A 24,858-nucleotide genomic window follows, 5' to 3' on the forward strand; every position below is an offset into this window, starting at 1 on the left:
AAAGGGGCACCCTTGCTTGTTTATAAAGGACTTCTGATCACTTTTTTTCCAGCTTTACCGTATCGATCACCGTGGTCTGGCCAAGGGTGATGGAAACATTGCGGGTGGTTGATTTAAAGGTGGTATCAGTGGGGTAGTAGTGGAATGCATAGGCTCCTGCAGGGATATCCCTGAACTGGTAGCGGCCGGAATCGGTTGCAGTAGAGGCAATGGTATCCGATCCCTTAATAGCATAAATATTTGTCAGCACGGTATCGGGTGCTACCACTCCCTTGGCGATACCACCGGAGGGAATAAAGGAGATTACCCTGATCACCGGTTTAAGGTTGAACTTTCCGCTGTTGCCTGCTTCTACCACAGACTTGGCTGCATCGAAATCAAGGACCAGGCGGTAGAGTACCCCGCCGGAAACTTCTGACTGGATCTGCACTTTGAGGCCTGATTGCTGGGCGCTGGGTGTGCTCAGCATTTCCTTGCGCCCATCTTTCATGATGATATAGTTATTGCTGCCAAGGATTAGCCTGAGTTGGCTGATCCTGCCGGCAGGGATAACAGCATCTGCTAGCAGGGTGTCCTTACCATTGGTTAGTTCCAGCAGGTTGTATATTCCGGGATAGATCCCTTGCAGGGACATCCATTTGGAAGTGTCGCCGGTATTGATCTGGATCTCCCTGATGTCCACCCAAACCTCCTTGATATTGGGATTGGGAGCATCGGTTAGCCTCACTTCCAGGCGTGCCTGGTCGGGGCCGGTGTTGTTGTTGTCGCTACAGGAGGTAAAGGCAAGAGCGGCCAGGCTGAGTACAGCACAAGCAAACAAATGTTTCGTTTTCATAAGTGTGTTTTAAGAAAGAGTACCACTTGAATCCTGCCAAATACTATTCCAAATTCCCGGAAATGTGGATAACTTATCGGTTAATCGGGGGTGTTATATTCTGATACCCTTGGTTATTGGGCATTTTTTTTGGGAATTTAATCAACTTTAAATGTATTTTTGTCTGAGTACCATTTAGTTAAACTAAGCAAATGGGCTATGATTAACCACTAACCAAAATAACTAGTATGAGAAAAGTTGTACTGAGTTTTGCATTACCCTTCCTGGTTTGTAGTGCCGTAACGGCGCAGGAATTGGCCAATACTCCTTTTTTTGGGGCCAAGGCAGGGGGGAACCTTTCCAGGTTTAATTTATCCGGCAATACCCCACAAGGATGGGCTAGCGAGATAAAACCCGGATTTTCAGGAGGTCTTTTTACCAATATTCCGGTAAGTAAAAAATGGGCTATCCAGCCTGAACTTTCTTTCAATGAAAATGGAAGTAAGATTAAGGATGCGGGCCGCGATATCAGCCAGCGCCTGAATTACCTTTCTATACCCGTTTCAGTTAAATACTGGGTGAGTGACAAATTCAATTTCCTTGCAGGTCCCGGCATTGATTTCCTGCTGAGTGGAAACAAGGTTGTACAGGGGGTTAAGGAAAAGAATTCCGATGATTTCATTCGCAACAACTTTGCCTTCCATGGGGGCTTTGAATATTGGCCATCATTGAAGTGGGGATTGGCTGCACGTTTTATCCAGGGTATTAATGATATCCGTGATAATGAAGATTACGAGATCCGTAACCAGTCATACCAGGCTACCATCAACTACAGGTTTGGGAAGAAGCCACAACCGGTAGTGATTGCCCCACCGCCGCCGCCACCACCTGCTGATACAGATAAGGATGGCATCAACGATAATGATGACAAGTGTCCTACTGTTCCGGGTGTGGCCAAGTACAATGGTTGCCCTGTGCCAGATACAGATAAGGATGGCATCAATGATGAAAATGATAAGTGCCCCACAGTTCCGGGAATCGCCAAGTACCAGGGATGTCCAATTCCTGATACCGATAAGGACGGGGTGAATGATGAAGAAGACCAGTGCCCTAATGAGGCTGGTGTTGCCCGTTACAAAGGTTGCCCGATCCCTGACAAGGATAATGATGGTGTGAACGATGAAGAAGATCGTTGCCCTGACCTTGCCGGACCTGCAGATAATGGTGGCTGTCCAAGGTTGGAAGCTTCCAAGTTCAATGCCAGCGCTGTTCAGTTCGTAACAGGAAGTGCAGCACTTACAACTGCTGCCAAGAAGGAACTGGACAAGGCTGCCCGAATCCTGAACGAGCAATATCCCCAGTTGAAGGTGGAAATTGGCGGTCACACTGATAATACCGGTAAGGCCGAAGCCAACCAGGTATTGAGCCAGAAGCGTGCGGATGCCGTAAAAGCTTACCTGGTGAAAAAAGGTGTTGCTACAGATCGTTTGACCACGCAAGGTTTTGGCCAGGACCAGCCGGTTGCAGATAATGCTACAGCTGATGGCCGTACCAAGAACCGTCGTGTAGAATTCAAGGTTAGCCAGTAAGAAATTACTGCCACAACATAATAAAGAGGCCGTCCCAATTGCAGGGACGGCCTCTTTTCTATTTAATTATGTATCGAAATGAACTGTCCTTAATGGTATGCTTTCCGCAAATTGATTTCCGGAATTTATGGAGTGAAGGGGGTGCCTAACGGTAAAGTATCAGTGAAAATAATAGTACAGGAGGGCAACTGCAGCAGTGGCCATGAGTAAGAAGGTGAGCACGCCCATGATATTCGACATCCTGCTATTGGTATAAGGTCCCATGATGTTTTTGTTGTTACAGATTAACAGGATGATGGCGATCAGTATGGGTGCTGTAATGCCGTAAAGAATGGCAGTGTAGATCAGGGCCTTAACAGGACTGATCCCCAGGGTTTGCATAGCCAGTCCCAGGAATAGGGATACCGCCATGATGCCATAGAATCCTTTGGCTTCATGGAATTTTTTATCCAATCCCTGTTCAAGGTTAAAAGTCTCGGCGATCATATAACTCAAGGCGCCCCCCAGGACAGGGATGGCCAGGCAGCCGGTACCCATCACTCCCAGGGCAAAAAGCAGGTAAGCAGCATTGCCTGCCAATGGTTGCAGGGCTTTTGCGGCGTCTTCTACTGTATCCACCTGGAATATACCTGCATTGTTCAACACATTGGATGCTGCCAGGATGATAAAGAAGAATACCAGGTTAGTGAGCAGCATTCCTGTGCGTACATCGCTTTCCATGGCCAGCATGATCCGTTTATCCACTACCAGGTGTCGCTGGTTGACCTCTTCCACTTCCATCGAAGCCTGCCAGAAGAAAAGATAGGGGGATATGGTTGTGCCCAGGATGCCGACCAGTGCCATCCAGTATTCCGTGTCATTTTTCCAGGTAGGGATGATGGTGTGCCTGATAACCTTTGGCCAATCGGTATGGGTCAGGAAAGGGATCAGGATATAGGCAAGCAGGCTGATGCATAGCCATTTCAAGGCTGTTGCTATTCTATGGTAATTCCAGGCGATAGTCATGTACAGTAATGCTATCGTAAACAATATGGAGAATACATAGGAGGGGATCTTGGGAAAAAGCAGGTTGGCAACAGCTCCCATGCCTGCTATATCTGCCCCGATATTCATGATAATTGATGGGGCGCTGATCAGTACCACCATGTAGAGTACCCATTTCGGGTAGTATTGCCTGATAGTACCTGCCAGTCCATGCCTGGTGACCAGGCCGATCCTTGCGCACATCTCCTGTACCACTACCATCAGGGGATAGGTGAACAAGGCTGTCCATAATAAAAAGGGACCGAAGCGGGCTCCTGCCTGGGTATAAGTGACGATCCCCGATGGGTCATCATCACTTGCCCCGGTTATTAATCCCGGACCAAGTTGCTTCAGGAACTTTTTCCATTGTGGTCTTTTAGCCTCTTGTTTCTCCATAGCTCAGGATAAAGATAAAGTTTAAGGGAATGAAGTTGTATGGATCGGAAGAATTGATGGGTAATCATGCCCCTGGCTGATATTGCTCATTGTGGGAAATGCTTGTACAGCCTAGATTGGGTCCAAAAATCATGCAGTCGCCACCACCGGTAAGAATGGAAGGGATTCCCCTGGCCAATATGGAAGGAAAGCTGGGTTTCCCGGACTTGCAGGAAAAGTTCCGCAAGGAGTTCCCGATAGTTTTCCCCGACGAAAAGGCGGAGAAAACAGTGGTGATCATACCCAGTCTTACATTGGACCAGGAGATACTTTCCAAGATCAATGGTGTTGTCCATTATGAAGAAAGGATGTTGTGCATGTTGATGCTGCTGCGTATGCCCAGGACCCATGTGGTGTATGTGACCAGTACTACCATCGATCCTGTTATTGTTGATTATTATTTGTCACTGCTGCCGGGCATAACCGGTTACCACGCACGCCAGCGACTTCATCTGCTATCCTGCAATGATGCTTCCCCCAAGTCCCTCACGGAGAAGATCCTGGATCGGCCAAGGTTGATCGAAAGGATCAAAACATCCATCCCTGCCGGACATGCTGCGCACCTGGCTTTTTTCAATGTCACCAATTTTGAAAAGGAATTGGCAGTAAGGTTGCAGTTGCCGGTATATGGTTGTGACCCCGGCCTTGATTGGATCGGCTCAAAATCGGGCGGCAGGTCCGTTTTCAGGGACTGCGGTGCCCCTATGCCAGATGGGATGGAAGGATTGGTTGACAGGAGTGCAGTAGTTGATGCCTTGCATCAATTGAAGCAGCGCCATTCCAACCTAAGAAAGGCCGTGATCAAAATGGAAGAGGGCTTTTCCGGGGAAGGCAATGCTGTCTTTACCTATAGCGAAGGAAGGGTTTCGACGATTGAAATACGCGATGGTTTGATGGGTAATACCTGTCCAGTTGCACCTGGCATGTCTGCTGCCCAGTTCTTTGATAAGTTTGACAGTATGGGAGGCATAGTGGAATGTTTTGTTGAAGGGGAAACCAAGCGCTCTCCATCTGTTCAATGCAGGATCACCCCAACAGGGGAGGTGGATATCATTTCCACCCATGATCAATTGCTGGGTGGGAATTGCGGCCAGGTATTCCTTGGGGCATCCTTTCCAGCAGACCGGGACTATGCGGCTTCACTTGCCAAAGAAGCCAGGATGATGGCAGGTAACTTAAAGGATAAAGGAGTACTGGGAAGGTTTAGTATTGACTTCATCAGTGTAAAAGATGATGAGGGTTTATGGCGTCATTATGCTATTGAGATCAATTTGCGCAAAGGGGGAACGACCCATCCCTTCCTGATGCTGCAATTCCTGACCAATGGTATTTATGCTGAAGGGGAAGGGATATACCATAGTGCTACAGGCAGGGACTTGTATTATTATAGTTCTGATAACCTGTATTCACCTTCTTATATAGGATTGACACCCCATGACCTGATCGATATTGCCATGATGAATGGCCTGCAGTATGATGGCAGCAGGCAGCAGGGGGTAATGTTCCACCTGATCGGTGCATTGTCACAATACGGCAAACTGGGGGTGGTATGCATTGGCCATAGTCCAGGAGAGGCGATTGCCTATTACCAGCGGATAATAGAGGTGCTGGAGAAAGAATCCGGGAAATGCTGAAAGCTCCGGTTGCGGTGCATGATTAATGGGCATTCACCCAACCCAGCCTCACTGCATACAATACCAGGCCAACCCTGCTTTTGACCTGGAGTTTTTCGAACAGGGATTCCCTGTAACCGTCAATGGTCCTTTCACTCAGCTTCATGGTATTGGCGATCTCCTTGTAGGTCATTTCAGATGCGGCGTATTTGATGAATTCCATTTCGCGTTCTGTTAGCTTGATGGATGTATCTTCCTGTTTATCTTCCTTGTTGATATTATGGATCAGTTTCCCGGTCACGAAATCTGAATAATAGAATCCCCGTTCCAGGATGTCCGTAAGGGCTTTCTGCAGTTCCGCCTGGCCGCAATCCTTCAACAAATAACCTTTACAGCCCGCCCTGATCATCTGGATAACAGAACTTTCATCATCATTCATGCTGAGTGCAAGAAGGCGTATGAGCGGGTAATGCTGGGTCAGGTGCCGGGATGTTTCAATGCCGTTCATTACCGGCATGTTCACATCTACGATCACGATATCGGGAGTCGTTTTCCCCGATTCCAGGTAATTGATCAACTCCTTTCCGTTGCTGGCCTGGCAGATCATTTCAAAGCCAGGGATATCATTGATCAAATGCGAAAGCGATTCCGTAATAAGCCTGTGGTCGTCAACTATGGCAACCTTGTATTTGGGAAATGCCTGGTTTTGCATGATGCTCATCCGTTTTTGGGTAGTGTTATATGGATAGTGGTACCTTCTCCTTTCCTGCTATTGATCTCAAGCCTGGCGCCAACCAGCGCTGCCCTTTTTTCAAGGTTGTTCAGGCCCGATCCTGATTCGTTAATGCCGCGGTTCTTTGCCTCATTGGGCTCAAAACCGTCGCCATCATCCTTAATGATAAGGTTGAATGCAGCATCTGTATAGATCATGGAAATAGTGATGCTTTTTGCATTGGCATGCTTGAGGATATTGTTCAGCATTTCCTGTGTCATCCTGTAGAGAACGATCTCTTTCTTGGCATCAATAATGAAGTCTTCCCCCTCCGTAATGAGGATGCCCCTGATCATCGCACTCTGTTCGATCCGCTGGAGCTCGAAACGGATAGACTCCCGAAGGCCATAGGTGGCCAGCATATCAGAGTTCAATCCCTTTGAAAGGGTCCTGATGTATTTGATGACATCGGCCAGTATCTTATTGGTGTCTTCCGCTCTTTTCTGGGAAGGTGTGCTGGACAGTTCTTTTTCGAGGATATTCATGTTCAGTCGGGCTACACTCAGCAATTGACCCATGTTATCATGGATCTCCTGGCTGATATCCCTCAGTGTCTGGTCCCTGCTTTCAATCTGTGAGGTAAGGATTTCCTTCTCATAGGCTTCCTTCAGCTCCTGCTGTTCCTGCATCATCCGAAGTTTCCTGCGCTGGCTGATAAGGATAAAGTATACTACGAACCCACTGAGTGCAAGCATGATCAATACTGCAACGGCGAGTGTATAGATGATCTCGTAGGAAGTGGATTGCATCAAGCGGATTTTTGGGGACTACCTTTAGACTGAAGGATAAAGTTCAGGCTAAATGACAAATAAAAAAGCCATTCGGTAATGACCAATATGGGAAAGGTAAGGTCATTGCCCCTATTGAGTATGGAATTATAAATGCTGAGCGTGAGAAAGGAAGAGATGGAATTGATGAGGATGCCCAGTACGATCCAGAATGAACCCCTGTACATGATCGTGTTCCAGTCTTCATACTCGAACAGCCTGGTCACATATAGCAAGACCTGCAGGATAAGGAGCAGGGAAGTAAATGTGATCACGATGGTATTGAGGGTGGTGGCAGGGGGTTGAAGTGTCCTGGCATTCAGCCAGGCTGCCAGCCATACCAATGGGACGGTCAGGAGGAATAGCTTCCTGAATCGCCCCAGCCCGGTTGCCAGACCCCAGGTCAGGATACCGTAGAACAGGGGCCTGGCAACATGGTACAAGGGGAAATTATTCTGGAATATAACACCCATCATTCTTTCCAGGATCTCGAAGCTTCCGGCGATCACAAGGAAGAACCAGAAGGTTCGGTTAGCCGTTGTGAGTTTTTCATTTTGCAGGAAGCCTATTAAAATGCCTGCGCCAATTATGCCCAACTTAATGTAAGTGCCTAATGCTATCATGCTCATTCCTGGCCTGGATTATGGGTAAGGTCAATCTTTACAATGGGTGGGACAAGGGTAATACACGAGGAATGTGGTGGTGCCGTCCTGTCCATTACCGGAGGTTCCTTTCTGGTCGGTTGTATCCACTACTGGCGGGAACCTCGCATTCTTAACCCCTACAATGACAAATACCGGACTTGAGAACCTGTTGTCTTTACCGAAATAAATACGGATGGCATCAAAGTCAGCACCTTCTTTGAGGGAATCGAGTACTGAAAAAGGGATCAGCATTCCATTTTTGAATTTTGCCTTGAAGGCTTCATCCGTTTCATAGGCTTGCCTAAGCTTTTCACCTTCAGCATAGGAGATCTTTTCAATCATTGATACATCAGGCGGGGCAGTGGTAAGGCTGGAAATTGTTGATTTGGGACTGCTACAGGCAATGGCCATCAATACAATGACCAAACTGAGGATAAGGTTACGCATAAAATTTGGTTGGGGGTTATTGTTATGTTTAAAGTTAGGTTATTAGATGATTTGTTCAATGGCCCAGCCCCGGCTAAACAGACTGGTGGGAAGAGAAAGTGGAATAGGGAGACCTGTATTGGTCCCCCTTTCTCACAGGTAAGCACAGGTGAAATTGCGACTATTGCGGTTTATGGTGGTTCCTGCTAACATGGTATATGACCAGCAGGATCATGATAATGGTCAGGCTGATGATTACACTCATCATGTAGGGCAACATCTTTCGTAACACTTCCATACTGGCAGCAGTGATGAACATCAAAGAAGGGCTGGATGGTTCTGTTAGTACCGCTGGCAGGAAAAGCATGGCCGGCTGCCTGATGATTTTGGACAGTTTCATGTCTGTATATTGAATGGTTCTCATTGCCAGTACCAGCCTGCAGTTCAATTGTCCCTTGGCTGATGAATGGCTGTTTGATGATGTGAAACTATCTCAGGCAGTAGTTATAGAAAAGGGTATTAAACCAGAGGGGGTAGGGGAAAAATCCCGTACCCCCTCCGTGTTGGTCAATAGGGTCATCAGATGTTACTGCGTTCAGCCCTTTGCTTTGCCCGGTCCATAAACGGCCTTTCCCGGCCTGCTGCCATTGTGTTTCCCGTTTTCCATTACCGGCTGCCCGTTGACCAGCACATACTGGAACCCGGTGCTGTAGGCATGCGGCTTATCGAAAGTGGAAAGGTCGGTTACACTTGCCGGATCGAAGACAACAATATCAGCCACCATGCCTTCCCTGATCAGGCCCCTGTCCCTGATGTTGAATTTTTGTGCAGGTAATGAGGTCATCCGCCTGATCGCTTCTTCGAGGCTGAGGATGCCCAGTTCCCTGGAATACTTTCCCAATACCCTGGCGTTGGTACCATAGGCGCGCGGGTGGGGAACGCTATTGGTCTGGTAAACCACTCCGGCATCTGAAGCGATCATGTTGAATGGATACCGCATGAAATGCTGCACATCCTTTTCATTCATGCCATGGTAGACCATTTGGGCACCACCCTTCCTGATGATCTCGAAAACAGTTTCAATATCAGAGCTGATTTTTGACTTCTTCCCTTTGGCCATGGTAATGGCAGAGATGGATTTGCCATTGATGCTGGTATCTGCCGTGCAGTAAGCCACTACTGCGTAATCATAATTCTTCATTTTCGCTTTTGAAGCCGTGGCCTTCATCTCCTTGATGATGGTGGCCCTGGTTGCTTCATCGTTCAGGCGATAGACCACCGAGTCTTGTCCGCCGGATAGCACCCACGATGGCAACATGGTATGGAGGTTGGTGGAACTTGCAGTATAAGGGTATTGGTCAATGGTTACATCAAGGCCTTCTTTCCTGGCAGCTTCCACCATGGCGAGCGTTTCGGTTGACCTCCCCCAGTTTTGTTTGCCGGATACCTTGAAGTGGGAGATCTCCACAGGTATGGAAGCTTCCCTGCCAATGGTGATGGTTTCACGGATGGCATCTGTAACATTATTGCCTTCGCTGCGCATATGGCTGGCATACACACCACCATGTTTCGAAGCTTGTTTGGCAAGTCCCACTACCTCAGGCGTTTTGGAGTAGGTGCCGGGAACATAGATCAAACCAGTGGAAAGCCCGACAGCCCCTTCCTGCATCGCCAGGTCTACCAGTTTTTCCATGGACTCCTGTTCCTGTGGGGATGGGTCGCGTTTTACCCTTTGCATTACGGCCTCCCTCACCGTATTATGGCCTACCAGGCTTGCGACATTTACGGAAGTGCCTGCGCTGTCTATCTTGTAAAGGAAACGGCCAATGCCTTCGGCAGATGAACCTCCGCAATTACCCGTGACCAGGGTGGTAACGCCATCAAAAATGAAATTGTCTGCTGTCGGTTTCTGGAAAATGGAGCCTTCAATATGGGCGTGAACATCAATAAAGCCAGGTGCGATCACCAATCCTTTGGCGTCAATGGTCTTTTGCGCATTGGCCTGGCTGAGCTTACCAACCGCCACGATCTTTCCATTGGCGATGGCCACATCACCGTAGAACCAGGGGTTGCCGGAACCATCAACGATCCTGCCGTTCCTGATCACCAGGTCAAAGGTTTGGGCTTTCAGGCCGGCGCAAAAAAACAAGAAGGGGAGCAATAAGTATTTCATAACAAGGGGATTGTCTTAAAATTAGGGAAAAGCAGGCATCAGGCGGAATACTAAGGGTAATTTGTAGTCGCCGCTAATGGCTAACGATTAGTTGCATTTTTTCCGATCGTTTATTCCAATATTTGTAAGGAGCTTGAAAGAAGAATGATGTAAGCTCGATGAATGGAAGCCTGATGTGGAAAATGTAATGGGCGAAGGGATACACCAGGCAATGAGGATAAGGCAATGGTTAAAGGTATTTGAACTAAGGTTTGCCTGGTGTATCTGGTAGCAGAGGCTGACTTTGGGAAAATCCTTCACCCTTTGACCGTCCGTTTTGGAAACCAACTAAAACCAAACGGTGTTATGAGCAATTAGGATACTTGTTAACTGTAATGCGTTTCAAAAGTAGCCGGACCAATGTTGATGGAGAAGGGGGAAAACCTGAATAGTGGGGGGGGTTTTTCCCGGTCTGGGTCGATGCACAGTTACCAGGATCATGGAAATGAACATATTGCCCCTTTCAGGCATTATACTGGCTAACTAAAACCAAACACTAATAACGATGAGAAAAAAGGCACTCTACCTGATCTTTTTTCATTTTTCTTTTCTGGCAGTTCTTGGGCAGGCTACACAAAAGCCTGTGTTGCATGGCAAGAACTGGATGGCCATTACCGGCAAGCCATTGGCTGCCACTGCCGGTTCCATGATCTTCCAAAAAGGCGGTAATGCTGTTGATGCGGCATGTGCCATGTTGGCCGCAACCTGCACCATGTGGGACGTATTGAGTTGGGGCGGTGAGACACAGGCCCTGATCTATAATCCCAAAACAGGGAAAGTGATCGGCATCAATGCATTGGGGGTGGCACCCACAGGAGCTACTGTTGAGTTCTTCAAAAGTAAGGGACTGAATTTCCCTCCTGAGTATGGCCCACTGGCAGCGCTTACTCCCGGTACCCCTGGTGGGATTTGTTACATGCTTGCAGAATATGGCACCATGAGCCTGAAAGAAGTACTGGCTCCAGCCATGCAGCTGGCAGCCGGTTATCCCATTGAGGCGCAAACAGCCAACAGTATCGAAAGGCAGAAGGCCAGGATCAAGGAGTGGCCTTATAGCAAGGCGGTCTTCCTGCCCCATTTGGGTGAAAAGCGTGAAGCGCCTGAGGCCGGTGAGATCTTTGTGCAAAAGGACCTTTTGGAAACCCTTACCAAGATGGTAGAAGCGGAGCAGGAAGCACTTAAAAAGAAGAAGAGCCGTAAGGAAGCCATCATGGCCGCGTACGATCGGTTTTATAAAGGGGATATTGCAAAGGAGTTTGTTCGTGGTGCACAGGAACAAGGGGGACTGATCACCCTTGAAGATTTGGCCAGGTGGAAGCCCATTGAAGAGGAACCCATGAAAGTGAATTACAAGGGCATTGATGTGTATAAGCTGCAGCAATGGACCCAGGGGCCCATGATGTTGCAGGCACTGAATATCCTGGAGAATTTTGACCTGAAGGGGATGGGGTACAATTCCGCCCGTTACATCCATACGGTTTACCAGGCCATGAACATGTCGTTTGCAGACCGCGATTTCTATTATGGGGATCCTTATTTCCCGCCGCAGGAACCCATGACCGGGCTGCTGAGCAAGGACTATGCGAAAATGAGGGCAGCGCAGATCGGTTTTGACCGGAACAATGCCACCCAGGGTCCCGGGGATCCCTATCCTTTTGAAGGCAAGGTGAATCCCTATCTTGACCTGTTAAAAAAGCGCGGCTTCAATATGGATACCACTCCGGCTAACAGGAGGGGATTTGCGCCAGCACATGATACCCGATCTGTAGCGGCTTTGTCTATCGATGCCGAGTATATGGATCGCCTGTGGAGGGGAACTACTTCTGTTGAAGCTGCAGACAAGGATGGTTGGGTTGTTTCCATTACCCCAAGTGGTGGATGGATACCCGCATGTATTGCCGGGCGCACCGGTGTAGGCATGAGCCAGCGTATGCAAAGCTTTGTACTGGATTCATCGCTGAATCCATTCAATGTGGTGGAACCCGGGAAACGACCCAGGGTAACGCTTACCCCTACCATGGCCTTGAAGGATGGCAAACCCTGGTTGTCCTTTGCGGTACAGGGAGGAGATACGCAGGACCAGAACCTCCTGCAGTTCTTCCTGAATATGGTCGAGTTTGGCATGAATGTGCAGGAAGCTACAGAAGCAGCCAATATCAATTCCAACCAGCTGTGGTTGTCGCTGGGAGGGGTGAAGACAGATGATCGCAAGCCCAGGGGAGGTAGTATTTTGCTGCGTCAGGACACACCGGAATGGGTGCAGAAGGAGCTGCGCCAAATGGGTTACCAGATCACGCTGGATGACCGGACTAGTGGGCCGATCAATGCTATATTCTTCGACTGGAAGCACAATAGCTTCTGGGGCGGAAGTAGCAACCACGGTGAGGATTATGGAATCGGATGGTAAGGAAGGAACCAGATAATTGAATTGCCCATAAAAAAGACGCTGCATCCCGATCAGGGTGCAGCGTCTTTTTTTAATATGATGATTCAGTTTCCACCGGCTAAGGTCCTGTTTAGCATTGGAAACCTTGCATGAAATATCATTTCATACCGGGCGGAAGGATATCGCTGTTCCAGATATCCTGGAAGGCTTTCCATTTCCCACCTTCCTGCTTCCAGATCACGATGTATTTGCCTTTGTCCAGTGAAGCACCACTCCCATTGGTCATGGTATAGGTGCCCTGTTCGATGATGCGTTCTGCACAACCGGTCACGGAAACAGTATTGAGGTCGATCCTGGCATCCATGCCGATGATCATGGCAGCCATGGGTATGGCAGCAGCCTTCCCTTCTGTATAGGGCCAGTTGGGAGCCATGATGCGGCAGTCTGTGGTGTAAAATTCTGCGAAGCCAACGGAATCCTTATTGCGAAGCCCGTTTTCAAGAATGGCATTGCCTTCATCAACGATCTTCCTCATGGTTGCTTCGTCCATGGCTGCGGGAGATGAATGGGAGCTTCCTGAATGTTGGGCCTTAGAGCCACAGGAAAGGATAAAAAAGAGGGAGCAGGCAGCAAATGCCACTAAGGCAAAATAGCTTTTGTTCATGTTGGTTGTTTTAGGTCTCTTAAGTTACGAAAAACAATAACATGTTATATGGATTAAAATAGACTGCCTGGCCAGGGGCAATACTATTCCTGTGGGACAATTTCTGGTTATTGCCCCATCGGGAGTTTGATCTGGCATTAAGGGTTCGCCGGATTTATCCTGAGCAGCAGGTTAAATGATCTGCTTCCAATACTGTTCCTGTTCCTTACGCTCGATCGCCAGCCTGGCCTCCATTGAGTTAGCCTGGAAATACTCACAGGCTTCCCTGCTATTGTGCCCAACATAGTAAAAATGGGTGTACACATCCTGTTGGATAGCCAGGGCATTTCCCTGTGCATCGGTGATCTTTTGTGGTTCACTGGCAAACGGCAACAGACAACCGAACTTGGAAATGAGCATATTCGACAAGTCATCCTGTTCGGTGGTATTGAGCTGGTAAAATTGGTATTCTGCCATGAACAGCAGGCTGTCCAGGAAATGGAAGACCAGCTTTACTTTCTTGTTGAAGAACCGCGTTTGGTACAACATAATGCTATGCTTTTCCAATTCGGGGTTCACCAATTTTGCCAATGGCTTGCCAAGTTGCTTCGATACTTCAGTTGTAGTGCAGTTAAAATTGAGGCCATGCACCTTGATCGGGGTGATGGTCCTGCCCAGGGGTGTGATCCCGTCCAATTGACCGAGGATATGTTCAACCCGGGATGCATCAGCCAGCTCCTGTTGCTGGTACTGGTAGCGATTGGGATAATACCCATAACGCTGGTTTGTTTTTGATAGGATGGATGATAGGATACGCATGGGGCTAAATTACAGCAATTAATTATTCGGTTGTTTGTTGGCGTTATAAAAAGATATGCACTGGATTTTTCCTTCAAACCCTCGTATGAACTGCATTCCGGCTATAGTGGAAGGTGCTCGTAAAAATACTTTTCATCATTGTTGTAACTACTCATGATAAGTAGGTGGCAATAAAAAAGCCGTTGCAATTTGCAACGGCTTTTGCTTAAGGTAAGATCCCGGGCTATTACCGGGGTGCCTTTTATTTCGCGAACTGCTTGCGAATGATGTTCAATGCCGCACCGGCCTTGAACCACTCGATCTGCTGTTCGTTGTAGCTGTGGTTAGCGAGAATGGTGTCGCTGCTGCCATCCTTGTGATGGAGAACGATCTCCAGCGGCTTGCCCGGGGCAAAGCTGGTCAGTCCAACGATATCAATGCTATCGTCTTCCTGGATCTTCTCGTAATCATTCTTGTCGGCAAAGGTCAGCGCCAGCATACCCTGCTTCTTCAGGTTGGTTTCGTGGATACGGGCAAAGCTCTTTACCAGTACGGCACGAACACCGAGGTGACGTGGTTCCATGGCAGCGTGTTCGCGGCTGGAGCCTTCACCGTAGTTTTCATCACCCACAACGATGGAACCGATACCTGCTGCCTTATAAGCACGTTGGGTAGCCGGAACCGGGCCATATTCGCCGTTCAGTTGGTTCTTAACATTATCGGTCTTTTCATTGAAGAAGTTTACTGCACCGATCAGCAGGTTGTTACTGATATTATCAAGGTGGCCACGGAACTTCAACCATGGACCCGCCATGGAGATATGGTCAGTGGTACACTTGCCTTTGGCCTTGATCAGGAGTTTCAGGCCTTTCAGGTCAGTTCCTTCCCAGGCGGCAAATGGATCCAGTAGTTGCAAACGCTTGGAAGCGGGATCAACGATCACCTGTACGCCACTGCCATCGGCTGCCGGGGCCTGGTAGCCGGGATCTTCAACGGAGAAGCCTTTGGGAGGCAGTTCATAACCTGTTGGGGGATCCAGTTTCACCTGCTCACCTTTTTCATTGGTAAGGGTGTCAGTAAGCGGGTTGAAGGTCAGGTCACCTGCAATGGCCAGGGCTGTCACCAGCTCTGGGGAGGCCACGAAGGCATAAGTATTGGGGTTGCCATCGGCACGCTTGGCGAAGTTGCGGTTGAAGGAGTGAACGATGGTGTTCTTTTCCTGCTTCTCGGCACCCATACGATCCCACATACCAATACAGGGACCACAGGCGTTGGCAAATACCTTGGCGCCGATCTTGTCGAAGGTGCTAAGGAAGCCGTCGCGTTCGATGGTATAACGTACCTGCTCTGAACCCGGGGTGATGGTGAATTCTGCTTTTGTCTTCAGGCCTTTATCTGCTACCTGCTTGGCCAGGCTAACAGCGCGGCTGATATCTTCATAGGAAGAGTTGGTACAAGAACCGATCAGGCCTACTTCTACTTTTGTCGGCCAGCCGTTTTTGGCAGCTTCTTCCTTCATCTTTGAGATGGGGGTAGCCAGGTCCGGAGTGAATGGTCCGTTCAGGTGCGGTTCCAGTTCGTTCAGGTTGATCTCGATCACCTGGTCGAAGTATTGCTCTGGATTGGCATATACTTCAGGGTCAGCGGTCAGGTGTTCACGGATACCATCAGCCAGGGCGGCCACTTCTTCACGGCCGGTAGCTTTCAGGTAGCGGCTCATGCTTTCATCATAGCCAAAGGTTGAGGTAGTGGCACCGATCTCTGCACCCATGTTACAGATGGTTCCCTTACCGGTGCAACTCATGCTGGTGGCACCTTCGCCGAAATATTCCACTACGGCACCAGTACCGCCTTTTACCGTAAGGATACCGGCCACTTTCAGGATCACATCCTTGGGGGCTGTCCAGCCATTCAGTTTGCCGGTCAGCTTAACACCGATCAGCTTAGGCATTTTCAGTTCCCAGGCCAGTCCGCTCATTACATCACAGGCATCTGCTCCACCAACACCAATGGCGATCATGCCAAGGCCTCCTGCGTTAACGGTATGGGAATCGGTACCGATCATCATACCTCCGGGGAAAGCATAGTTTTCCAATACCACCTGGTGAATGATACCGGCTCCGGGCTTCCAGAAACCAATACCGTATTTGTTGGATACGGAGGCCAGGAAATCATATACTTCCTTGCTCTCATGCACGGCACGGTCAAGGTCAACCTTGCTATTGTCCTTAGCGACGATCAGGTGATCGCAATGTACTGTAGACGGAACGGCAACCTTGTCCCTTCCGGCCTGCATGAACTGCAAAAGGGCCATCTGGGCGGTAGCGTCCTGCATCGCCACCCTGTCCGGAGCGAAGTCTACATAGCTCTTTCCTCTTTCGTAAGCCTGGGTGGCCTCTCCCTGCCAGAGGTGGGCATACAATATTTTTTCTGTCAGCGTAAGGGGACGGCCAACCACTTTCCTTGCCGCTGCAACACGGGAGGGGAAGTTAGCGTACACCTTCTTGATCATCTCTAAGTCAAAAACCATAGCTATCTATGTTTGAGGTTTGATGTATGAAAGAAATTGTTTATTTCTTCGTCCGGATAAGCCCCAGCTACACCCCAGAAACCTTGAAAAATGCTTGATCCCTTGGGGGAAGGGGATTTCCGGCCCGCGAATTTACCGAATAAAGCAATCTCTTTTTAACCTTTTGTGTTGTGTAATTGTTGAAATTTCCTAATTTGTCAAGCATGAAAAACATCAAACACTTTATCGAGTGGCACGTGTTTGGAGTTTGCTCCTATATAGGGGAAAAAATGGGGGTAGCTCCGGCCACCATCCGCAAGTATTTCATGTACATTTCCCTGATGACCATGGGGTCGCCCATTATCTTTTACCTGTTTGCCGCATTCTGGATGAATGTGAAACAGTATATCTGGGCGGCAAAGAGAAATCCATTAAGGTATTTCTAGCCCTGGACCAACACCCATTGATGATCCCATCCCGCTCCTGGCGGGATTTTTTATTTGGCCACAATGTTCCCGCCATTGTCGATCCCGGTCAGTCCTTGTGTTTTTTGGCCATCTCCTGGTTGAACTGTCCGGATGCCCCCTTCGGGATGGAAAGGCTTGTCCATTCACCACCCTTGAGCATTTTGCCTAAAAAAGTGATCTGGCCAGTATGGTAAGCATAATGCCCTAACTGCCGGTTCAGGGCATCTACCACACTATGGTTTTCATGACGGATGGTGATGGTCCTGTCCAGGTATGATTCCCGGAGATCATCTATTGCCCTCATGGTGCAGTCCCATCCTTCCTGCCAGAGTGCCAACAGTTGGTCCTTGCCCATCGGGATCGCCTCAAACTCCTCATCACGTTTGCGCCAGGGCTTTTCACCATCTTCAGTAAGGAAATTGGTGAACCTGCTGAGCATATTCCCATGCATGTGCCGGATAATGACCGCAATACTATTGGAGCCTTCTCCGGGCTGCCAATTCAGCTGTTCCTCTGTAAGTTGTGAAAAGGTTTTGTCGCCCAATTCCCTGTATCCCTTTAACCTGGCCCTGAGGCTGGTGAGATAGGAAGCTTCTACAGACATGAGTAAAGTTTTTAAGATCATGAAATGGGGATAGTGTGCATATTGACCTGGTCAAAGCTACGCAGGTTAAGGATGGCAGACTTATAAGAATCCTTAAAAAAAATCCCGGGCATCCATAAAGGGCCCGGGACCATTATAATGCATGACACCATTTTTACCATCCTTCTGCGGCATCATCCCCCCGCATATCACCAACGGCCTCCATGGTTCCGTCTGGCAGCACCTTGATCAATTCGGTGCGGCCAAATGCACCCCTGATCCTGGTCTTATAACCCATCTTTTCAAGGGCGGCTTTCAGCTCCTCAGGGAAATTCTTTTCTATGTCCACCTGGTCGGGCAGCCATTGCATATGGAATCTTGGTTTGTTGACGGCGTCATAGGCGCTGAGGTTGAATTCCAGCAGGTTCATCAGGGTCATGTACACATTGGTAGTGATGGTAGTGCCCCCCGGTGTACCTACAACGATATAGGGTTTCCCGCCTTTCAGTACAATGGTTGGTGTCATGGAACTCAGCATGCGCTTGCCAGGTGCAATGGCGTTGGCTTCGCCGCCAACAGCACCATACATGTTGGGTACGCCGGGCTTCACACTGAAATCATCCATTTCGTCATTTAGGATAAACCCGGCCCCACCAACTACTGTGAAGGAACCGTAGCTGTTGTTCAGGGTAGTGGTAACCGATACGGCATTGCCGTCCTTATCCAACACACTGAGGTGGGTGGTCTCTTCTGATTCCCCTTCCACCACCCCTTCATGGATCAGGGTACTATTGCCTGCTGTATCCGATTGGTAGAGCTTGAGGCGTTCAGTGATGTATTTATCACTGAGTAATTGCTTTACGGGTACTTTATAGAAGTCTTCATCTCCCAGGTACTTGGCCCTGTCGGCATAAGCCAGTCGCTCGATCTCCACCATCAATTGAACAGCCTTGGGCGACATGTAGCCATAGGAACTAAGTGGAAACCTTTCGGTCATTTTCATCATCATTGGCAACAGTACGCCACCGGAACTGGGCAGGGGCATGGTCACCAGGTCGTATTCCTTGTATTTGAAAGTTGAAGGGGTCCTTTCCACTGCCTGGTAGGCTTTGAGGTCATCATAGGAGATGATGCCATTGCCCCTTTGCATTTCTTCAACGATCATCCTGGCGGTCTCCCCTTCATAAAAACCTTTCTGGCCCTTATCGCGGATGCGGATCAGGGTCTGGGCCAATTCTTTCTGTACCAGTGTATCGCCGCCCTTCCAGGGGATATCCCTTACAAAGGCTGTTGGCCGGGTACTGTATTTTTCAAATATGGCTTTACGGGCGTTCAGGGCATTGGCTTCCGCCTGTGTGATCACAAAGCCTTTTTCCGCAAGGTCAATAGCAGGCTGGATAAGGGTTTTGAAAGGCAGGCGGGCAAATTTATGAGAAGCAAAAAGTCCTGCAACTGTTCCGGGTACCCCCGCCGCGAGATGGCCATTCTGGCTTTTTTCCAGGTCAGGACTGCCATCCTGTTTCAGGTACATATCCCGGTGGGCTTTGCCCGGGGCTTTTTCCCTGTAATCGATGGTGATGTTCTTGCCTTCTTTCAGGTGGCCCACAAAAAATCCCCCGCCACCAATATTGCCGGCATTGGGATACACAACAGCGAGGGCGAGTTGGGTGGCAATGGCTGCATCCACGGCATTACCGCCTTTTTTCAGGATCATGACCCCTACCTGGCTGGCCAGGGGATGGGCAGAAACAACTGCTCCGTTCTTTCCGCGAAAGGTCTTTTGGATAGTATAATGGTAGGGATCGATCGGGTGTTGCGCATGCGTGACTACAACAAGCTTAACCAATACAAGCAATAGGGCGATTCTTTTCATGCAAAAACAATTGTCCGATAAAAATAGGGGATATTTCAACCTGAAGTCCCATCCATGTAGTTCCTTGTTGCGAAAGGTTCTGGTCAAGCATTTTTCCTTAGTTTCACGCCTCATTTCAAATCAAATCTGCGATTAGCTAGTATGAAAAAAATGTTTTTGAGCCTGGTGGCAATTGCTGCTGCTGTTGCTGCCATTGCGCAGGTGCAATCCCCCGACCAGTTCCTCGGTTATCAATTGGGAACCAGGTACACGCCACATTACAGGATCGTTCAGTATTTCCAGCATGTGGCCCAGCAGGCACCCGAAATGGTAAAGTTGGAACAGTATGGTGCCACCAATGAAGGGCGCCCGCTTTTATTGGCTACGGTAGCCTCCAAAGAGAACCTTGCCAATATTGAGCAGATCCGCATGAATAACCTCCGGTTGGCCAGTGTGGCAAAAGATAAGATGGCCCCGAATGAGAATGCACCTGCTATTGTTTGGTTGAGCTATAATGTGCATGGTAATGAAACTTCTTCATCAGAGGCATCCATGATGACCATCTATGAATTGGTGAACCCCAATAGCGCAAAGAGCAGGGAATGGTTGAAAAATACGGTGGTGCTGATCGATCCCTGTTTGAATCCGGATGGTCGTGACCGTTATGTGAACTGGTACACCCAGGTGTTGGGCAGGAACGTGAATCCCCAGCCCATTGCGCGTGAACACAAGGAGCCATGGCCCGGCGGAAGGAGCAACCATTATAATTTTGACCTTAACCGCGACTGGGCCTGGCAAAGCCAGGTGGAAACCCAGCACAGGTTGAAGAAATACAACGAATGGTTGCCACAGGTGCATGTGGATTTCCATGAGCAGGGATTCAATGAACCCTATTATTTTGCCCCCGCAGCTGAACCCTACCATGAGGTGATCAGCAAGTGGCAGCGTGAATTCCAGATCATGATCGGAAAGAACCATGCCCGTTATTTTGACCAGAACGGCTGGCTGTATTTTACAAAGGAACGGTTCGACCTTTTCTATCCTTCCTATGGCGATACCTATCCAACCTACAGCGGTGCCATTGGCATGACCTATGAACAGGGAGGTATCCGGGCCGGATTAGGGATCATCAATGAAGACGGTGATACCCTTACCCTGAGGGATCGTGTGCTGCATCATTTTACAACAGGTATCAGCACCGTCGAGATCAGTGCACAGCAGGCCAATCGCCTGATCCGCGAATTCAGGAACTATTTCAATAACGCCATCAATCATCCCCTTGGTGAATTCAAGGCATGGGTAGTGAAGAATGATGGCACCGACAGGATGAAACGCCTGAAGGAATTGCTGGACAGGAACCAGATCGACTGGTCTTATGCCAGCGGCGCCAACCTTAACGGCCTGAATTATTTCACGGGCAAGAACGAAGCTTTCAAAGCAGAGAATGGGGATGTGGTGATCAATATCAACCAGCCCAAAAGCAATTTCATAAAAGTGCTGTTTGAACGCAGTTCCAATATCACTGATTCTGCAACCTATGACATCACTGCCTGGTCTTTACCCTATGCCTATGGACTGAAGACCTATGGCGTAGCCAACTATATCACAGCCGTAACCAGGACCGCCCCAGCTGTTTCCCAGCCGGCAGTAATGGCTAACGCCTATGCCTATGCGGTAAAATGGGATGGATTGAACAGTGCCAAATTCCTGGCAGCAGCCCTGCAGAAGGGTTTGAAAGTTCGTTATGCAGAGCAGCTCTTTAATAGTGGTAACGAGAGTTTTGAAAAAGGCACCCTGCTGGTGACCAGGGCAGCCAACAATGGCAAACCAATACAGCAACTGGTGGAAGCCGCTGCGAAAGAAACCGGTAGTACTGTGTATTCCATCGGATCCGGTTTTGTAGACAGGGGATTCGATTTCGGCTCTGACAGGGTTCGGACCATCAATGCCCCGAATGTAGCCATGATCTATGGTGATGGGGTATCCTCATTGGGAATGGGTGAGATCTGGCATTTCTTTGACCAGCAATTGAATTATCCCATTACCCTGGTGAGCGCCAATGACTTCCTTCGCGACGGAATGAACCAGTTCAATGTATTGATCCTTGCTGATGGCTCTTATGATTTCTTTAGCAGGAAGGAAGCCAATGAGGAACTGAAGAATTGGGTAAAACGTGGAGGCAAGATCATTGCGCTGGAGAATGCCGTTGCCCAGATGGCCAGGGCGGAATGGGGTATCAAAATAAAGGATGGTGATGACAAGAAGGATGAGGACAGGAAGGATGAATATGCTTCCATCCGGAAGTTTGAGAACCGTGAACGCGATTGGCTGGTGAACAGTATGCCGGGGTCAATCTTCAGGCTGGAACTGGATAACACCCATCCGCTTGGTTTTGGTTTCCCCGACTTTTATTATTCCCTGAAGCAGGATGGGAATGTTTACCAGTTCTTCAAGGATGATGGCTGGAATGTGGGAGTTATTAAGAAGAATAATTATGTGAGCGGATTTACCGGAAGTGTGATCAAGGAAAAACTGAAAGACGCCTTGTTGATTGGCGCCCAGGATATGGGACGTGGACAGGTGATCTATCTTGCGGACAACCCGGTTTTCCGCAGTTTCTGGGAGAACGGTAAACTCCTGCTTTGTAATGCCGTTTTCCTGGCCGGCCAATAATGAGTTCGAAAGAAAATTTTTCCCAACCCGCTGGTATTGCCGGCGGGTTGTTCTTTTAAAGGCCTTCCAATTTTATGAATGGCCAACTTTGGTAGGTGCTTTTTGTTATTTTACAACCTTAATTCAATCAGTTCCCTCATATGCGCAAACGCTTAGCTGGCCTTTTAGTTGCCTTGACAACATGTATGGGTGTCAGGGCACAGTCGCCACAGACCTACACCTCTGCAGACATCTTGTTGGGCTTACAAAAAATGAAAGTGTTGGGTTCCGTGCTGTATGTTGCCGCCCATCCGGATGATGAGAATACGAGGTTGCTGGCCTACCTGGCCAAGGAAAGAAAGCTCAGGACGGGGTATTTATCACTGACCCGGGGTGATGGAGGACAAAACCTGATAGGGGATGAGCAGGGGGTATCCCTTGGCCTGATCAGGACACAGGAATTGCTGGCTGCAAGGCGCATTGATGGTGCGGAACAATTCTTTTCCAGGGCCTATGATTTCGGGTTTTCCAAATCCACGGAAGAGGCCCTTTCGGTTTGGGATAAGGAGAAGATATTGGGTGATGTGGTTTGGGTGATCAGGAAGTTCAGGCCGGATGTGATCATTACCCGTTTCCCTCCCGATAGCCGAGCCGGCCATGGCCACCATTCCGCCTCCGCGGTTTTGGCCAATGAAGCATTCAGGGCAGCAGCAGACCCCAAGCGGTTTCCCAAACAGTTGAAGTATGTAAAACCATGGCAGGCGAAGCGGATACTCTGGAACACCTTCAACTTTGGCGGGGGTATGAATACACAGAGTGATGACCAATACAAGATAGATGTTGGTGTGTACAATCCCTTGCTGGGTAAGGGTTATGGCGAAGTGGCCGCCGAGAGCCGCAGCCAGCATAAGAGCCAGGGCTTTGGTGTGCCCAGGCAACGCGGAGCCTTATACGAATTCTTTGCCCACACGGATGGCGAGAAGATCCAGTCTGACCTGTTGGACGGGGTCAATACCTCCTGGTCAAGGGTGGGGCAAAAGGATATAGAAGCCAAAATCGATCGGGTCATCAGTGATTACAGCCCCTTGCAGCCATCGGCTTCGGTTCCGGCCTTGCTTGAATTACTTAACCTGGTCGACCAGAAAGTTGAGGATACTTATTGGAAAGAGCAGAAGGCCAGGGAACTCCGGGAAATGATCAAGGCTTGTGCGGGCATCTATTTCGAAGCAGTGGCCAATCAACAGGTCGCTGTTACCGGCGATTCCCTTCAGGTGACGTTTAATTTTGTGAGCAGGAGTGCTGTTCCTGTTTCGGATGTCCGTATCAGTTATGCTGATACCTCCCTGACCATTGCCAGGAGTGCCCAGTTTAACCAGCTGGTCAGCACATCAGTGAAGCAACTGGTTACGGATAATTTCATTACCGACCAGCCTTACTGGTTGCGTGAGCAGATGCTTACCGGCAGCTTCAATGTGAATTCACAACTCATGATCGGTTATGCCGAAAATCCCGGTAATAAAGTGAAGCTTACCTATAAACTGGATAATACCACCTTTACAGAGGAGTATCCATTGAGATATAAATACACGGATCCTGTGAAAGGGGAGATCTACCAACCGGTCTTTACCGTTCCACCAGTAGTGATCGGTTCCCAACCGGGGGTAGTGCTGAACAACCTGGTGCCGGCGCACAAGCAAATGGTACAGTTGACCTACAAGAGTTATGCGCAGCGGGATACCACCAGTGGTAGTTTCAGGTTTGAGTTGAGCAACGGTAAGAACCTGAAGGAGAAGCGGATTCCTTTTGAGTTGCCATTGGTCAAGAATACCATGCAAAGCATCATGCTGCCTTTCGATTCCCTGGTGGATGGCCAGAAGCCTGAGATAGTGTATCCCTGGATAGAATTGCCCGGCAAAGGGAAGCCGGTTGCCTATAATAATGCTATGAAGCTGATCCAGTATGACCATATCCCGACCGTTCATTATTTCTTCCCCAATACCATCAAGGTGGTCAATGAAGAGATCAGGGTGGCAGGGAAGAAGATCGGTTATATACCCGGCTCCGGCGATGGTGTAGGAGATGCCCTGAAGCAAATGGGTTACACAGTGACCACATTGGATGATGCAGCCCTTGGTTCCATGGACCTCTCCCAGTTCGATGCCATCATTACCGGTGTAAGGGCATATAATATCAAGGAGTCGCTGAATAATTACTATGATAAACTGATGCGTTACATTGCCGATGGGGGGAACCTGATTGTACAGTACAATACTTCCAACCAGATCGGTCCGGTGAAAGCCAAGATCGGTCCCTATCCCTTCAATATCTCACGTACAAGGATAACCGATGAAAAGGCGGAAGTAAAGGTGAGCAACCCAGACCATCCGCTAATGAATTTTCCCAACAAGATCGGTCCGAAGGATTTTGAGAACTGGATCCAGGAGAGGAGCATCTACCATGCTTCAGGATGGGATAGTCATTATGAGACCATCTTCAGCATGGGCGATCCGGCCGAAAAAGAAGATGCCGGAAGCCTGATCATGGCCAAATACGGTAAGGGTTATTTTGTATATACTGGTCTCGTGTTTTTCAGGCAGTTACCCGCCGGTGTGCCTGGCGCCTATCGGTTACTGGCCAATATCATAGCTTTGAACCAGAAAAAACCATTCTGAT

Annotated in this window: 19 protein-coding genes; 6 read left to right on the top strand and 13 right to left on the bottom strand. The window is 48.9% G+C overall.

Annotated elements, in window-relative coordinates:
• Positions 1-37: 37 nt before the first annotated feature.
• The gene (locus tag KJS94_RS01475) at positions 38-835 is read right to left on the bottom strand and encodes a DUF4382 domain-containing protein (RefSeq protein WP_214446985.1); all 798 of its coding nucleotides are present in this window, start codon (positions 833-835) and stop codon (positions 38-40) included.
• Between the two features lie 227 nt (positions 836-1,062).
• On the opposite strand from KJS94_RS01475, the gene KJS94_RS01480 reads away from it, so the two are divergent.
• A complete protein-coding gene (locus tag KJS94_RS01480) occupies positions 1,063-2,403 on the top strand; it encodes an OmpA family protein (protein WP_214446986.1) in 1,341 nt (446 codons plus the stop codon).
• A 159-nt stretch (positions 2,404-2,562) separates the two neighbouring features.
• On the opposite strand, the gene KJS94_RS01485 is transcribed toward KJS94_RS01480, so the two are convergent.
• Positions 2,563-3,822 carry an NRAMP family divalent metal transporter gene (locus KJS94_RS01485; protein ID WP_214446987.1) on the bottom strand — a complete coding sequence of 420 codons (1,260 nt, stop codon included), beginning with the start codon at positions 3,820-3,822 and terminating at the stop codon, positions 2,563-2,565.
• A 131-nt stretch (positions 3,823-3,953) separates the two neighbouring features.
• Here KJS94_RS01485 and KJS94_RS01490 point away from each other — a divergent pair, with 131 nt between their 5' ends.
• Positions 3,954-5,495: a peptide ligase PGM1-related protein gene (locus tag KJS94_RS01490; protein WP_214446988.1), complete on the top strand. Its 1,542-nt coding sequence runs from the start codon at positions 3,954-3,956 to the stop codon at positions 5,493-5,495.
• Between the two features lie 22 nt (positions 5,496-5,517).
• Here KJS94_RS01490 and KJS94_RS01495 read toward each other — a convergent pair whose 3' ends face one another.
• The 6 genes from KJS94_RS01495 to KJS94_RS01520 all read right to left on the bottom strand — a co-directional run bounded on the left by KJS94_RS01495 (position 5,518) and on the right by KJS94_RS01520 (position 10,256).
• The gene (locus tag KJS94_RS01495; RefSeq protein WP_239804248.1) at positions 5,518-6,195 is read right to left on the bottom strand and encodes a response regulator transcription factor; all 678 of its coding nucleotides are present in this window, start codon (positions 6,193-6,195) and stop codon (positions 5,518-5,520) included.
• A complete protein-coding gene (locus KJS94_RS01500; RefSeq protein ID WP_214446989.1) occupies positions 6,192-6,995 on the bottom strand; it encodes a sensor histidine kinase in 804 nt (267 codons plus the stop codon). Before KJS94_RS01500 ends, KJS94_RS01495 begins: the two co-directional genes overlap by 4 nt.
• Positions 6,995-7,642, bottom strand: coding sequence for a hypothetical protein (locus KJS94_RS01505; RefSeq protein WP_214446990.1), 648 nt, complete (start codon positions 7,640-7,642; stop codon positions 6,995-6,997). Before KJS94_RS01505 ends, KJS94_RS01500 begins: the two co-directional genes overlap by 1 nt.
• A gap of 24 nt (positions 7,643-7,666) precedes the next feature.
• Positions 7,667-8,104, bottom strand: coding sequence for a hypothetical protein (locus KJS94_RS01510; protein ID WP_214446991.1), 438 nt, complete (start codon positions 8,102-8,104; stop codon positions 7,667-7,669).
• A gap of 160 nt (positions 8,105-8,264) precedes the next feature.
• Positions 8,265-8,483 carry a hypothetical protein gene (locus KJS94_RS01515; RefSeq protein WP_214446992.1) on the bottom strand — a complete coding sequence of 73 codons (219 nt, stop codon included), beginning with the start codon at positions 8,481-8,483 and terminating at the stop codon, positions 8,265-8,267.
• A gap of 195 nt (positions 8,484-8,678) precedes the next feature.
• On the bottom strand, positions 8,679-10,256 hold the full coding sequence (locus tag KJS94_RS01520) for an N-acyl-D-amino-acid deacylase family protein (protein WP_214446993.1): 1,578 nt from the start codon (positions 10,254-10,256) through the stop codon (positions 8,679-8,681).
• Positions 10,257-10,800: 544 nt separating this feature from the next.
• Here KJS94_RS01520 and KJS94_RS01525 point away from each other — a divergent pair.
• The gene (locus KJS94_RS01525; RefSeq protein ID WP_214446994.1) at positions 10,801-12,702 is read left to right on the top strand and encodes a gamma-glutamyltransferase family protein; all 1,902 of its coding nucleotides are present in this window, start codon (positions 10,801-10,803) and stop codon (positions 12,700-12,702) included.
• A 136-nt stretch (positions 12,703-12,838) separates the two neighbouring features.
• On the opposite strand, the gene KJS94_RS01530 is transcribed toward KJS94_RS01525, so the two are convergent.
• The 3 genes from KJS94_RS01530 to KJS94_RS01540 form a co-directional block, all read right to left on the bottom strand.
• A complete protein-coding gene (locus KJS94_RS01530; protein WP_214446995.1) occupies positions 12,839-13,345 on the bottom strand; it encodes a YybH family protein in 507 nt (168 codons plus the stop codon).
• Between the two features lie 171 nt (positions 13,346-13,516).
• Positions 13,517-14,143: a hypothetical protein gene (locus KJS94_RS01535; RefSeq protein WP_214446996.1), complete on the bottom strand. Its 627-nt coding sequence runs from the start codon at positions 14,141-14,143 to the stop codon at positions 13,517-13,519.
• Positions 14,144-14,384: 241 nt separating this feature from the next.
• Positions 14,385-16,652: an aconitate hydratase gene (locus tag KJS94_RS01540; protein WP_214446997.1), complete on the bottom strand. Its 2,268-nt coding sequence runs from the start codon at positions 16,650-16,652 to the stop codon at positions 14,385-14,387.
• A gap of 203 nt (positions 16,653-16,855) precedes the next feature.
• Here KJS94_RS01540 and KJS94_RS01545 point away from each other — a divergent pair, with 203 nt between their 5' ends.
• Entirely contained in the window at positions 16,856-17,077 is a 222-nt protein-coding gene (locus KJS94_RS01545) for a PspC domain-containing protein (RefSeq protein ID WP_214446998.1), read from the top strand.
• 88 nt (positions 17,078-17,165) lie between these two features.
• Here the strand turns inward: KJS94_RS01545 and KJS94_RS01550 are convergent, their stop codons facing one another.
• Positions 17,166-17,702: a DUF1572 family protein gene (locus KJS94_RS01550; protein WP_214446999.1), complete on the bottom strand. Its 537-nt coding sequence runs from the start codon at positions 17,700-17,702 to the stop codon at positions 17,166-17,168.
• A gap of 154 nt (positions 17,703-17,856) precedes the next feature.
• A complete protein-coding gene (gene ggt, locus KJS94_RS01555) occupies positions 17,857-19,554 on the bottom strand; it encodes a gamma-glutamyltransferase (RefSeq protein ID WP_214447000.1) in 1,698 nt (565 codons plus the stop codon).
• A 141-nt stretch (positions 19,555-19,695) separates the two neighbouring features.
• Between ggt and KJS94_RS01560 the strand changes: the two genes are divergently transcribed.
• Together KJS94_RS01560 and KJS94_RS01565 are read left to right on the top strand one after the other, a co-directional pair.
• Positions 19,696-22,206, top strand: coding sequence for a M14 metallopeptidase family protein (locus KJS94_RS01560; protein ID WP_214447001.1), 2,511 nt, complete (start codon positions 19,696-19,698; stop codon positions 22,204-22,206).
• 140 nt (positions 22,207-22,346) lie between these two features.
• On the top strand, positions 22,347-24,857 hold the full coding sequence (locus KJS94_RS01565; protein ID WP_214447002.1) for a PIG-L family deacetylase: 2,511 nt from the start codon (positions 22,347-22,349) through the stop codon (positions 24,855-24,857).
• Position 24,858 lies beyond the last annotated feature (1 nt).

The sequence above is a fragment of the Flavihumibacter rivuli genome, assembly GCF_018595685.2.
Classification (GTDB): domain Bacteria; phylum Bacteroidota; class Bacteroidia; order Chitinophagales; family Chitinophagaceae; genus Flavihumibacter; species Flavihumibacter rivuli.